This window comes from Fodinicurvata halophila (genome assembly GCF_042651425.1).
GTDB lineage: Bacteria > Pseudomonadota > Alphaproteobacteria > Kiloniellales > DSM-21159 > Fodinicurvata > Fodinicurvata halophila.
Genome location: NZ_JBHSCW010000001.1, coordinates 639,043 through 651,086 on the forward strand (window position 1 = coordinate 639,043; position 12,044 = coordinate 651,086).

Annotated in this window: 12 protein-coding genes; 11 read left to right on the forward strand and 1 reads right to left on the reverse strand. The window is 66.6% G+C overall.

Features of this window, described 5'->3' with window-relative positions; all coding sequences use genetic code 11:
• The first annotated feature begins 34 nt into the window (after positions 1–34).
• The 11 genes from obgE to ACFOW6_RS03020 all read left to right on the forward strand — a co-directional run bounded on the left by obgE (position 35) and on the right by ACFOW6_RS03020 (position 11,089).
• The gene (gene obgE / locus ACFOW6_RS02970; RefSeq protein ID WP_382420837.1) at positions 35–1,099 is read left to right on the forward strand and encodes a GTPase ObgE; all 1,065 of its coding nucleotides are present in this window, start codon (positions 35–37) and stop codon (positions 1,097–1,099) included.
• A complete protein-coding gene (proB, locus tag ACFOW6_RS02975; RefSeq protein WP_382420838.1) occupies positions 1,092–2,240 on the forward strand; it encodes a glutamate 5-kinase in 1,149 nt (382 codons plus the stop codon). The genes obgE and proB overlap by 8 nt, the downstream gene beginning before the upstream one ends.
• Positions 2,237–3,526 carry a glutamate-5-semialdehyde dehydrogenase gene (locus ACFOW6_RS02980; RefSeq protein ID WP_382420839.1) on the forward strand — a complete coding sequence of 430 codons (1,290 nt, stop codon included), beginning with the start codon at positions 2,237–2,239 and terminating at the stop codon, positions 3,524–3,526. Before proB ends, ACFOW6_RS02980 begins: the two co-directional genes overlap by 4 nt.
• An 18-nt stretch (positions 3,527–3,544) precedes the next feature.
• The gene (locus ACFOW6_RS02985) at positions 3,545–4,270 is read left to right on the forward strand and encodes a nicotinate-nucleotide adenylyltransferase (RefSeq protein WP_382420840.1); all 726 of its coding nucleotides are present in this window, start codon (positions 3,545–3,547) and stop codon (positions 4,268–4,270) included.
• 22 nt (positions 4,271–4,292) lie between these two features.
• Positions 4,293–4,700: a ribosome silencing factor gene (rsfS, locus tag ACFOW6_RS02990; protein ID WP_382420841.1), complete on the forward strand. Its 408-nt coding sequence runs from the start codon at positions 4,293–4,295 to the stop codon at positions 4,698–4,700.
• Between the two features lie 120 nt (positions 4,701–4,820).
• Positions 4,821–5,297 carry a 23S rRNA (pseudouridine(1915)-N(3))-methyltransferase RlmH gene (gene rlmH, locus ACFOW6_RS02995; protein WP_382420842.1) on the forward strand — a complete coding sequence of 159 codons (477 nt, stop codon included), beginning with the start codon at positions 4,821–4,823 and terminating at the stop codon, positions 5,295–5,297.
• A 125-nt stretch (positions 5,298–5,422) separates the two neighbouring features.
• A complete protein-coding gene (locus ACFOW6_RS03000; protein WP_382420843.1) occupies positions 5,423–6,055 on the forward strand; it encodes a 2,3-bisphosphoglycerate-dependent phosphoglycerate mutase in 633 nt (210 codons plus the stop codon).
• A 78-nt stretch (positions 6,056–6,133) separates the two neighbouring features.
• A complete protein-coding gene (locus tag ACFOW6_RS03005; RefSeq protein WP_382420844.1) occupies positions 6,134–7,528 on the forward strand; it encodes a murein hydrolase activator EnvC family protein in 1,395 nt (464 codons plus the stop codon).
• Positions 7,528–8,868: a S41 family peptidase gene (locus ACFOW6_RS03010; RefSeq protein WP_382420845.1), complete on the forward strand. Its 1,341-nt coding sequence runs from the start codon at positions 7,528–7,530 to the stop codon at positions 8,866–8,868. The genes ACFOW6_RS03005 and ACFOW6_RS03010 overlap by 1 nt, the downstream gene beginning before the upstream one ends.
• Positions 8,869–8,934: 66 nt before the next feature.
• Entirely contained in the window at positions 8,935–10,497 is a 1,563-nt protein-coding gene (locus ACFOW6_RS03015; protein ID WP_382420846.1) for a divergent polysaccharide deacetylase family protein, read from the forward strand.
• A gap of 49 nt (positions 10,498–10,546) precedes the next feature.
• Entirely contained in the window at positions 10,547–11,089 is a 543-nt protein-coding gene (locus ACFOW6_RS03020; RefSeq protein ID WP_382420847.1) for an RNA pyrophosphohydrolase, read from the forward strand.
• Positions 11,090–11,107: 18 nt separating this feature from the next.
• On the opposite strand, the gene ACFOW6_RS03025 is transcribed toward ACFOW6_RS03020, so the two are convergent.
• Complete coding sequence (locus ACFOW6_RS03025) at positions 11,108–11,941, reverse strand: acyl-ACP desaturase (RefSeq protein ID WP_382420848.1); 834 nt, start codon at positions 11,939–11,941, stop codon at positions 11,108–11,110.
• Between the last annotated feature and the right edge of the window lie 103 nt (positions 11,942–12,044).

Below are 12,044 nucleotides of genomic sequence, written 5' to 3' on the forward strand. Positions count from 1 at the left end.
CGGCTGCCGTCCGACCCTGAGGTGAGCGCCTTCCATGAAGTTTCTCGACGAAGCCAAGATCTTCCTGAAGAGCGGTGACGGCGGACCCGGATCCCTCTCCTTCCGGCGCGAGAAGTATGTCGAGTACGGCGGGCCCGATGGCGGCAACGGCGGGCGTGGCGGTGACATTGTCTTCGAGGCCGTGGACAGTCTCAACACCCTGATCGACTTCCGCTACCAACAGCACTTCAAGGCCGAGCGCGGCCACCACGGCATGGGGCGCGATCGTTCCGGCGCCGCTGGCGAGACCGTCACCATCAAGGTGCCCGTGGGCACGCAGGTCCTGGACGAGGACAAGGAAACCCTGCTGGCCGACCTGACCGAGGTTGGCCAGACGCTCACCATCTTGCGCGGCGGCGATGGCGGCTTCGGCAATGCCCATTACAAGTCCTCGACCAACCGCGCCCCGCGCCGGGCCGATCCCGGTTGGCCGGGCGAGGAACGCTGGGTCTGGCTGCGCCTGAAGCTGATCGCCGATGCCGGTCTGGTGGGGCTGCCCAATGCCGGCAAGTCCACCTTTCTCTCGGCGGTCAGCCGGGCCCGGCCCAAGGTCGCCGACTATCCCTTCACCACGCTCTATCCCCATCTGGGCGTCATCCGCAACGACGATGCCGATTTCGTGCTGGCCGACATTCCCGGGTTGATCGAGGGCGCCCACCAGGGGGCCGGCCTGGGCGACCGCTTCCTGGGTCACGTGGAACGCTGCGGAGTCCTGCTGCACCTGGTGGACGGAACCCAGGAGGATCCGGCGGCCGCCTGGCGCACCGTGCGCCACGAGCTGGAGGCTTATGGCGATGTCCTGGCGGACAAGGCCGAGGTTCTGGCGCTGAACAAGACCGATGCGCTGGACGAGGAGACCATCCGCACGCGGAAGCAGGCCTTGGCGGAGGCTTCCGGTCGCGAGGTCCATGCCATCTCCGGCATCTCCGGTCGCGGCGTGAAGGACGTCCTGCGTCTGCTGCAGCAGCATATACGGTCCTATCGCGCCGCTGAGGCCGAGGCGGAGGCCGCCCGCCGGCAGGCCGTGGATGACCTGGCCGCGTCCTGGCACGATGACTGACACGTCCTCTCCCCTCGAGTCCGCCCGGCGTCTTGTCGTCAAGATCGGCTCGGCATTGCTGGTGGAGGAGAGCGACGGCAGCATCCGCTACGACTGGCTCCGCAGCCTGGCGCACGACCTGGCCGAGCTGCATGGCCAGGGGCGCGAGGTCATCGTGGTCTCCTCGGGCGCCATCGCCGTGGGCCGGCACTATCTGGGCCTGGGCAACGGGCGCCTGAAGCTGGAGGAGAAGCAGGCCGCCGCCGCCACGGGACAGCTGCGGCTCGCCCACGCCTATCAGGAAGTCCTGGCCGCCCACGACATCACGGTCTCGCAGATCCTGCTGACGCTGGGCGATACCGAGGAACGCCGCCGCCACCTGAACGCGCGCAACACGCTGAACACCCTGCTGCGCCACCGCAGCCTGCCGGTCATCAACGAGAACGACACCATCGCCACCAGCGAGATCCGCTTCGGCGACAACGATCGCCTGGCCGCACGCGTGGCCGCCATGATCAATGCGGAGGCCCTGGTCCTGCTCTCGGACATCGACGGCCTCTACAGCAGCGATCCGCGCCGCGACTCCGCGGCCGAGCACATTCCGCGCATTCCCCGCCTGACCGCCGAGATAGAGGCCATGGCCGGGGCTGCACCGCTGGGCCACTCCTCGGGCGGCATGGTCACCAAGCTGGCCGCCGCGCGCGTCGCCGTGGGCGCCGGCTGTCACATGGCCATTGCCGACGGCCGGGCCAACTCGCCGCTGCGCCGCCTGGCCGAAGGCGCGCGCTGCAGCTGGTTCCTCTCCGAGACCGAACCGCTGGCCGCCCGCAAGCAGTGGATCGCCGGCGCCCTGAAGCCCAGCGGCGTCATCCACATCGATGCCGGAGCCCAGACAGCCCTCGCCGCCGGCCGCTCCCTGCTGCCGGCGGGTGTGACCGCCGTGGAGGGAGACTTCGAACGCGGCGACGCCGTCCTCGTCCGCGATCCCGCGGGCCAGGACATCGCGCGCGGTCTCTCGGCCTACGGCGCGCTCGACGCCCGGCGCATTCTCGGTCACAAGAGTCGGGACATCGAGGATATCCTTGGCTACCGTGGACGCGAGGAAATGATTCACCGCGACGACCTGGTGCTCACCCCCCTCGCCAAGGGAGAGGGAAAATGACGGCGGAAACAGTCCGGTCCATGACCGGGGACAGCCTGGCAGAGGACATGCAGACACTGGGCCGGCAGGCCCGCAGTGCGGCACAGGCCCTGACCATCAGCAGCGAGGCGCAGCGCAACCAGGCCCTGCGCGAGGCCGCCAGCGCCCTGCGCCGCAACAGCGAGGACATCCTGGCCGCCAACCGGCAGGACATGGACCAGGCCCGGGCCCGCGGCACGGCCAAGGCCTTCCTGGACCGCCTCGAGCTGAGCGAAGCGCGCATCGAGACCATGGCCTCGGGGCTGGAGAACATCGCCGCCCTGCCCGACCCGCTGGGACGCACGCTGGCCGCCTGGGAACAGCCCAGCGGCCTGCGGATCGAGCGCCGTTCGGTTCCACTCGGCGTGATCGGCATCATCTACGAGAGCCGGCCCAACGTCACCGCCGATGCGGGGGGCCTCTGCCTCAAGTCCGGCAATGCCGCCATCCTGCGCGGCGGCTCGGAATCGCACCACTCCTCCGGGGCCATTCTCGACTGCCTGCAGGCCGGCCTCAAGGCGGCGGAGCTGCCGGACTCCGCCCTTCAGCGCCCGGCCACACCGGATCGCGAGGCCGTGGGTCACCTGTTGCGACTCAACACATACATCGACCTGATCGTGCCGCGCGGCGGTCGCGGGCTGATCGAGCGCGTAAGCGAGGAAAGCCGGATTCCCGTCCTGGCCCACCTGGAGGGGGTCAATCACTGCTATCTCCACACAGCCGCGGATCCCGCGAAGTCCACGCCGCTGGTGGTCAACGCCAAGATGCGCCGCACCGGCATCTGCGGGGCCGCCGAAACCCTGCTGGTCGACAGGCAGGTCGCGCAAACGCTCCTGCCGCCCCTCTTGTCTGAACTGCGGGCCGCCGGCTGCGAGCTGCGTGGCGACGAGGAGGTGCAGGCCCTGGACTCCGCGGTGATCCCTGCGGACGAGGCCGACTGGGCCACCGAGTACCTCGACGCCATCCTGTCCGTGCGTCTCGTGGACGGCCTGGAGGAAGCCCTGGCCCACATTGCGCGTTATGGCTCCGGGCACACCGAATGCATCGTCACCGAGGAGGCCGAGGCGGCCGACACCTTCCTGGCCCGGGTGGACGCTGCCATCGTCATGCAGAACACCTCCACCCAGTTCGCCGACGGCGGCGAGTTCGGCATGGGCGCCGAGATCGGTATCGCCACCGGCAAGCTGCATGCGCGTGGCCCCGTGGGCGCCGACCAGCTGACCAGCTACAAGTACCTGGTGCGCAGCGCCGGCGCCACGCGCCCCTGAGAACGGCACACCTGATTCATGCCGATCCCGGGTTCGAAACCGCCACGCTGCCTCACGCCCGCCGCGCTCGGGAAGGCCCTGGGCGGGCACCTTCCCGCCAGGGGACAGCGCATCGGCCTGCTGGGCGGCTCCTTCAATCCGGCGCATGATGGCCATCGCCATATCTCCCTGGAGGCCCTGAGGCGCCTGCACCTGGACGAGGTCTGGTGGCTGGTCAGCCCCCAGAATCCCTTGAAGGAACAGGCCGGCATGGCCCCGCTGGAGGCGCGCCTGGACAGCGCCCGCCAGGTCTCGCGGGATCCGCGCCTACGCGCCACGGCCCTGGAGACCACCCTGGGAACCAGCGCCACGACGGATACGCTCAAGGCCCTGCAAAAATGCTTCCCGCAGGTGAATTTCGTCTGGCTCATGGGGGCGGACAACCTGGCACAGATCCACCGCTGGCAGCGCTGGTCGCAAATCTTTCGTACGCTCCCCGTTGCGGTTCTCGATCGTCCGTCTTATTCTCTAAGTGTGTTGTATGCCAAGGCAGCGCAGCGGTTCGCCGAAGCCCGAATACCGGAACGCCGGGCCGCCACGCTTGCAGGGCGATCTGCGCCGGCATGGACGTTCTTGCATATACGGCTCAATCCCCTATCGGCAACGGCACTGAGAGAGCGCCGCAGCGAAGCGCGTTGCGGCGCAGGGACAACCGGCTTTGGCGAAGGCCCCGCCAAGAAGGCTTTCGCCCCTGACAAGGAGTGAGACTGTCATACTCGACAAAGCCATGACGCAGAACAGCGTCACCGAGATGCCCGGCGGCCTGCAGGCCACGCCCGGCACCGATTCTAGCAGCCTGATCCAGTTGATCCAGGCCTCCCTGGAAGACGATCAGGCAGTGGAACCCGTAATCATCGACCTTTCCGGAAAAAGTTCCTTTGCCGATTACATGGTCATCGCCAGCGGTCGTTCGGCCCGGCAGGTGGGCGCCATTGCCGATCACCTGCACCAGCGACTGAAAGCTGCGGGCGTCAGTGATCTTGCCCTGGAAGGCACGAACCACTGCGACTGGGTCCTGATCGACGCCGGAGACGTCGTGATCCACCTCTTCCGTCCCGAAATTCGCGAGTTCTACAATCTCGAGAAGATGTGGGGCGGAACCACGCCGGAAGGATCGCACGACCCGGAGGCCTGAACCAGCGCAGGACGCACGAGCTTACGCCCGGATAACAGGGGCAGAAAGAGCGGAGTTTGTGCCGTTGGCTTCCGCGCATCCTGTTGCGAGCGGACACGCTTCCTCTTTGGACTTACTGCCATGCAGATCAGTATCCTGGCCGTCGGGCGATTCCGCTCTGCCGCCCAGAAAACCCTTTACGAAGATTATGCCGCACGCCTGAAGAAGGGCGCCTTGCTGGGCCCGCTCAGACTCCAGGAAGTGGAGGAAAAGCGCAACCTGGCCCCGGAGCAGCTCAAGCAGCGCGAAGGCGAACTGCTCGGACGGGCATTGCGCGACGGCGCACGCTCGATCGCCCTGGACGAGCAGGGGGACAGCCTGGACAGCCTTCAGATGGCGGACCTGCTTGGCGGCTGGCGCGAGCAGGGCGTGCGCGAGACGGCTTTCCTGATCGGCGGTGCCGACGGACTGAGCGACAGCCTGCGCCAGCGGGCCGACCGGACCATCAGCCTGGGGCGCCTGACCTGGCCGCACATGCTGGTGCGCGTGCTTCTGGCGGAACAGGTCTTCCGCGCCAATGCCATACTCGCCGGTCACCCGTACCATCGCGGAAGCTGATGCGCTATCCGCGTAAGGCCCCAGGACTTCACTTTGCCGGGCGGGACAGATAAGAAGGGGCGCATCCCCAGGGGGGAGAGCGCTGTAGAGAGCTCAGGAAACAGAAATACGGGAGAAAGCAAGTCATGGGATGTCTGGTACTGCTGCGCCACGGCCAGAGCGACTGGAACGCACAGAACCGCTTCACCGGGTTCGTCGACGTCGAGCTGAGCGACAAGGGACGCGCTGAGGCCGAGAAGGGGGGCCGGCTGATGCAGGACATCCGCTTCGACCGTGTCTTCGCCTCCACCCTGAAGCGCGCCTATGACACCGCCGAGATCGCGCTGGCGGCTAGCGGCAACAACGAGCACCTGCGCGAGAACGGCGGCTGGACCATCACCAGGCACGACGACCTGCGCGAACGCGACTACGGCGACCTCGCCGGCCTCAACAAGGCCGAGACGGCGGAGAAGTTCGGCGACGAGCAGGTGCACATCTGGCGGCGCAGCTATGACGTGGCACCGCCGGGCGGCGAGAGCCTGAAGGATGTGGTCGACCGGGTCGGCCCCTATTTCGAGCGCGAGATCCTGCCCGAACTCCAGGCCGGCAAGAACGTCCTGGTGGGTGCCCACGGCAACACCGTGCGGGCCCTGCTGGTGGCCCTGGACATCCACAGCCCCGAGGAGATCTCGAGCGTCGAGATCCCCACCGGCGTGCCCATGATCTTCGACTCCGAGAATGGCACGCCCAAGAGCTACCGCTTCCTGACGGGCGAGTGAAACAGCCGTCGGACATGGCGGACAAGCGACGCATCTTACCCGTTTCACCGGACCTGTTCCTGCTCTAGTATCCGGGGCATGCCTGCCCGCTTCGCTCGCCCTGTCCGCCTGATTGCTCTGCTGCCTATTGCGGCCGGGCTGTGGCTGCTGTTGGCCGGAGTCGCCGCGGCCCAGGAAAGCGGGCAAGCCGACCCCGAGAAAGCGGGTGAGCAGCTGGAGGAAGTGGAGCGCGCGCTGGAACGCGATCGCGAACGCGCGCAGGAACTGGAGGAAGAAGCCGAAGCCCTGCGTGCCGAGATCGAGGAGGTGCGCAGCGAGAGCGTCGAGGTGGCCGCTTCGGTACAGGACCTGGAGAACGAAATCACCCAACTCGAGCTGCTGCTGGCAGTCCGCCATGTCCAGGCCCTACGCACCGATGCGTCCCTGGACCGGCGCAAGGGGCAGCTGGGCGATACCCTGGCGGCGCTGCAGCGCATCTCCGTCTTCCCCCCGGATGCCGTGCTGGGAGCGCCGGGACGGCCCCTCGACAGCCTGCGCAGTGCCATGCTGCTGAGCAGCACCATTCCACGCATCGAGAAACAGGCAGCCGGCCTGCGCACGGAGCTGGAGGAACAGCAGGCGCTCGAGGAAGAAATTCGCCACCAGCGCGACGAACTGGCCCAGCGCCGCCAGCGCCTGGAGGAGGAACAGCAGCAACTCGATGAGCTGGCCGAACGCAAGCGCGAACTGGAAGAGGAGACCCGCGCGGAACGCGCGCGTACCGAGGAACGCCTGGACCAGCTTGCGGATGAAGCCGAGGATCTGCGTGACCTGATTGCACGACTGGAGGCCGAGGCCGAGCGCCAGCGCCAGCGCCGCGAAGCCGAGGCCAGGGCCGCCGCAGAAGCCGCAGCCCGGGCCGAACGGCTACGCGAGGAAGCCCGGCGCGCCGAGGAACAACGCCGTGCCGACCAGGAACGCGCTCGACAGGAAGCCGAGGCCGCGGAGCAAGCCGCCGCCGAGGCACGCGAACGCCAGCAGGCTGCCCTGCCCAGTCAGCCGCCGCCCGATCTGCGCAGCTTCCCGGAAGACCCCGGCGGGCTCGTGATGCCGGCACGCGGCCACATAACCGCCGGATTTGGCGACCAGCATCCGGATCTGCAGGAGGAAGTATCCGAGGGCCTGATCCTGCGGACCCGCAAGGCGGCCCAGGTTGTGGCGCCTTTCGACGGCAAGATAGCTTATGCTGGTCCGTTCCGGCGTTACGGGCTTATCTTGATCATTGAGCACGACGAACGATATCATTCCCTTCTGGCTGGCTTCGATCGCCTGACAGTGGAAGCCGGCCAGTGGGTCATGGCAGGAGAACCTGTCGGTTCCATGAAGGAAACGGGTGACGAGGACCCGGAACTTTACATAGAGTTGAGGCGGGCCGGCCAGCCCATCGACCCCCTGCCATGGCTCGAAACAAGCAGCAATGAGGCGCAAGGCTGATGCGATTTCTCCTATCCGTGACGATGGCCGCTGTTCTGATGATCAGCGCGCCGGCCTTTTCCCAGGACAACGAGGAAGGCGACACCTACGAACAACTCAAGCTCTTCGGCGAGGTCTTCGAACGTGTTCGCGCAGATTTCGTCGAGGAGGTCAGTGACCGCGAACTGGTCGAGGCCGCGATCGAGGGAATGCTCTCCGAGCTCGACCCTCATTCGGGCTATCTCGACAGCGAAAGCTTCAAGGACATGCGCGAACAGACGCGCGGCGAGTTCGGTGGCCTCGGCATCGAGGTCACGATGGAGGACGGCCTGGTCAAGGTGGTCTCGCCCATCGACGACACGCCGGCGTTTCGCGCCGGCATCCAGTCCGGGGACATGATCACGCACATCGATGGCGAACAGGTCATGGGCATGAACCTCAACGAGGCCGTCAAGATGATGCGCGGGCCCGTCGACACGACGATCGAGGTGACCATCCGCCGTGGCAACCAGGAACCCTTCGATGTGGAGATCACACGGGACATCATCCAGGTCCAGTCCGTGCGCAGCCGCGTCGAGGAGGATATCGGCTATATCCGCCTGACGTCCTTCACGGAACAGACCACTGGCGGACTGCAGGAGGCCTTCGCGGACATCCGCGAGGAGGTCGGCGAGGACGAGCTCAAGGGCATCGTCCTGGACATGCGCAACAACCCGGGCGGCCTGCTGGAACAGGCCATCAGCGTCAGCGATGCCTTCCTGGATCGCGGCGAGATCGTCTCGACGCGTGGCCGCGACGAGGACGACGCCCAGCGCTGGAACGCGGACTCCGGCGACATGGCCGAAGGGTTGCCCATCGTGGTCCTGATCAACGGCGGCTCCGCCTCGGCCTCGGAAATTGTCGCCGGTGCGCTGCAGGACCACCGCCGCGCCATCGTCATGGGCACGCCCTCCTTCGGAAAGGGCTCGGTGCAGACGGTGATCCCGCTTTCCGGAAACGGGGCCATGCGGCTGACCACGGCGCGCTACTACACGCCCAGCGGCCGCTCCATCCAGGCCAAGGGAATCGAGCCGGACATCGTGGTGGAACAGGCTCGCCTGGAGAGCATGGACAATGGTCTCATCCGCCGTGAGGAAGATCTGCCGCGTCATCTGGAGAACGACTTCGACCGCCGAGATGGTCAGGACGGCGAGGCTGAGGAGCCCGAAGCCGGGTCCGAGAGCGGTGATACGGAGGAACCGACAGAAGAGGAACTGGTCTCCCCCGAAGATCAGGGCGATCCCGAGCAGGACTACCAGCTGGCGCGTGCACTGGATCTCCTGCGCGGCCTGGCCTTGTTCAGCCAGCTGGAAGTCAACTGATCCCCACGCAAGTCTTCGGCAGAACCAGGCGTATCGGGGAAGAACGTGGCCGCTGAACGGAATAACGTGAAGAGAGGCACGCTTGTCCTGCTGCTCTGCTGGGCGGCACTCTTGCTCGGACTCGCTGCTGCGGCCGGCTGGGTTCTGTCCCGTCCGCAGCTGCCCGTCTCCTACACCACGGACAGTCAGGCCTATGAGGTCGTCCTGCCCGAGGAAAGCCCGCCAGAGACCGCGAGGGAAACGGCCGAGGATGCGGACTCTCTGGAAGCCGTAAGCGAAGCTGAACCAGAGGTGGCCGAACCGTCAGAGCCCGAATCGACGGAGCCCGAACCGGAGGAAACCGAACAGGTGGGGGAACTACAGCTTACGCGCCCCCCTGAGCTGCGCGAGGAAGAGCAGCCTGATGGCTTCAGGGTCGAGAACGCCCCGCTGATTGCCCGCTCGGAGCCCGAACGGGACGCCCAGGACCCTTCCCTGGAGGAAACCGCCGAACCTGAACCTGCGCCCGAACCGGGAGATGGAGAGGATCGAACGGCCCCGGCCATACCCGAGGTGGGTGTGGATCCGGAGAGCAGCTTGCAGGCAGAGGACACGACGGTCGGCGAGACAGACGAGGCGGAGACAAGAGACGAAAGAGACAGGGAGCAACCGGCGTTCGCACCGCCGCAATCCTCTCCCGGCCTGCCGCCCCCGCCGATCCCCGGCCGTGCCGCCACCGAGCGGGCGGATGACGCGGAGGCAACGCCGCCTCAAGCGGAAGAGGAAAGCGCTCCCTCAGCTGAGCAGGCCGAGGACGACAGGGCCGCGGGCGGAGCGCCGGACGAGACCGTCCAGCAAGCCGCCCTGCCCGATCCGGGCACTCTGCCAGACGAGGAGGGCGCCGAGTCGACGGCAGCGGATAGCGCCCTGCCCGCATGGCAGCGCTATGCTCAGCCCTTCACGGCTCAGGAGGACCGCCCCCTGGTCGCCGTTGTCGTCTCCGGCCTGGGCCTGTCCGAGGGCGCAACCGAAGCTGCCATCCGGCAATTGCCCGCGGAAGTCACCTTGTCCTTCAGTCCCTACGCACGCCGCCTGGACGAATGGATCGCCCTGGCACGCTCCCAGGGACACGAAGTGTTGCTGGATCTGCCAATGGAGCCCGAAAACTATCCGGCCGACGACCCTGGTCCCCAGGCCATCCTGACGGAGCTGGGTCCGCAGGAAAACGCCGCCCGCCTGCAGTGGGTCCTGGGCCGCGGAAGCGCCTACGTGGGCGTTGCAGCCACCGAGGGGGGCGGGTTCAACACGGCCTCCCGCAGCGCCCTCGAGCCGCTCTTCGAGCAGCTGGGAGAGAAAGGTCTGATTTTTCTCGGGAATTCGGCCGAGGGCGGAACCGGCATGCAGCAAGCAGCCAACCTCGCCGATACGCCGTTCGTGCTCAGCGATCATGTCCTGGACCGCCAAGCGGCCAGCCGGTCGGTCATCGATGCCGGCCTTTCGGTCGTCGAACGCACTGCCCTGGCCGAAGGCGAAGCCATCGCTGTGGCGCGCCCCTATCCCGTCAGCCTGGAACGCCTCCAGGCCTGGAGCGAACAGCTGCAGGAGCGCGGACTGCAGCTCGCGCCCCTCAGCGCACTGCTTCGCCGATAACCGCATCCCACACGATGATCCGACACCAGCTAGGACCCACCGCCTTCCGATGACATCCAATTCCCCCTACACTCCCGAACCCGGCTTCACCCTGAGCCCTGAGGAGATCGAGCAGCTGCCGTACCGCCCGGGTGTCGGGGTTGTACTCTTCAATGGGGACGGCCAGGTCTTCACCGCCCAGCGCAGCGACATGGTCAGCGATGCCTGGCAGATGCCACAGGGCGGGATTGATCCGGATGAGGACCCCAAGGCAGCGATGTTTCGCGAGCTGGAGGAAGAGACAGGGGTGGTGAATGCCGAGATTCTGGCGGAAAGCAGGCATTGGCTCAGCTACGATCTGCCCCATGACCTCGTGCCGAAGATGTGGCGCGGACGCTATCGCGGCCAGACCCAGAAATGGTATGCCCTGCGGTTCCTGGGCGAGGAGCGCGAGATCGATATCGGCGGGCCCCATGCCGAATTCTCGAACTGGACCTGGCGGCCCCTCTCCGAGGTCCCACAACTGATCGTGCCCTTCAAGAGGGCGCTCTACGACCAAGTGGTGGCCGAATTCGGCCACCTCGAAGACCTGGTCCGCAAGGGCGTCGCCTGACCGGCTGGTTTCCCGGGATCAGGCCGCAGCCGCCGTCGCGGCCTCGGCTCTCTGCTGCTTGGATTTCATCAGGTGATAGGCCGCCCTGGACAGGACCCGCGCCGTGCGCCCGCGCGGATTCAGGCCGGCCGCCTTGCAGGTCATGGCCGCGGCTCGCTCGACCCGGACCGGCTTGTAGATGGCGAAGGCCCGGTTCATGTAGGCCTTGCTCCAGCGCTTGCGGTCGTAATCCTCGTTCGCCGGCGTGTTGGCCGCGTAGTAGGCATAGGCCAACTCGTCGTCCTCGGTTTCCCGGACACGTCCCAGGGCAATCATGAGCCGGCGCAACTTGCCGATGCGCTCACGATCCAGGTAACGCCGCAGGTGGGTATAGAACAGCTTGTAGTGCCGCAGTTCGTCCGCCGCGATGCGCTGGCAGATATCCTTCAGGACAGGCTCATCGGTGCTGTCGGCCAGCGACCCATAATAGGACGAGGTTCCCACCTCGACGATGCAGCGCGCCACCAGCTCGCCGCAGCGCGAGCCGCGGACCGAGTCCGTGGCATCCACATCCACGCGGAAACCGTCCCGGAACCGCTTGACGGCCGTGTCGAAATCGAAGTCGGGATCCACCATCTGGGCCCAGCGGCCCAGGGCCGCCCCATGCTGGACCTCCTCGGCCGCCCATTGCCGTGCCGCGTCCTGGAACTCGGAATCGTCCTCAAAGACGTTGCAGAGGTACTCAGCGTAGTCGTCGCCATTGTACTCGACCAGGCTGGCCGCCTTGATCAGCTTGACCATCTCGGGATCGACCTTGGACCGGTCGAAACTGTCCCAGTCTATGTCCTCGAGAGTCCATTGCCCATTCGACATGCTATCCGCCCCTTCTTGAAGTGCGTGCACCCCTTCTGCACATCTCAGCATATGTAAGAAAAAGCAGGATCACCCGCAAGAGGGCACTTGGTGCTCCGTGCTT

Excerpts from the sequence above, each read along its gene's own strand:
- obgE (WP_382420837.1), top strand. The coding sequence starts at position 35 with ATGAAGTTTCTCGACGAAGCCAAGATCTTCCTGAAGAGCGGTGACGGC.
- ACFOW6_RS02980 (WP_382420839.1), top strand. The coding sequence starts at position 2,237 with ATGACGGCGGAAACAGTCCGGTCCATGACCGGGGACAGCCTGGCAGAG.
- ACFOW6_RS03000 (WP_382420843.1), top strand. The coding sequence starts at position 5,423 with ATGGGATGTCTGGTACTGCTGCGCCACGGCCAGAGCGACTGGAACGCA.
- rlmH (WP_382420842.1), top strand. The coding sequence starts at position 4,821 with ATGCAGATCAGTATCCTGGCCGTCGGGCGATTCCGCTCTGCCGCCCAG.
- ACFOW6_RS02985 (WP_382420840.1), top strand. The coding sequence starts at position 3,545 with ATGCCGATCCCGGGTTCGAAACCGCCACGCTGCCTCACGCCCGCCGCG.
- ACFOW6_RS03020 (WP_382420847.1), top strand. The coding sequence starts at position 10,547 with ATGACATCCAATTCCCCCTACACTCCCGAACCCGGCTTCACCCTGAGC.
- ACFOW6_RS03025 (WP_382420848.1), bottom strand. The coding sequence starts at position 11,941 with ATGTCGAATGGGCAATGGACTCTCGAGGACATAGACTGGGACAGTTTC.
- proB (WP_382420838.1), top strand. The coding sequence starts at position 1,092 with ATGACTGACACGTCCTCTCCCCTCGAGTCCGCCCGGCGTCTTGTCGTC.
- ACFOW6_RS03010 (WP_382420845.1), top strand. The coding sequence starts at position 7,528 with ATGCGATTTCTCCTATCCGTGACGATGGCCGCTGTTCTGATGATCAGC.
- rsfS (WP_382420841.1), top strand. The coding sequence starts at position 4,293 with ATGACGCAGAACAGCGTCACCGAGATGCCCGGCGGCCTGCAGGCCACG.
- ACFOW6_RS03005 (WP_382420844.1), top strand. The coding sequence starts at position 6,134 with ATGCCTGCCCGCTTCGCTCGCCCTGTCCGCCTGATTGCTCTGCTGCCT.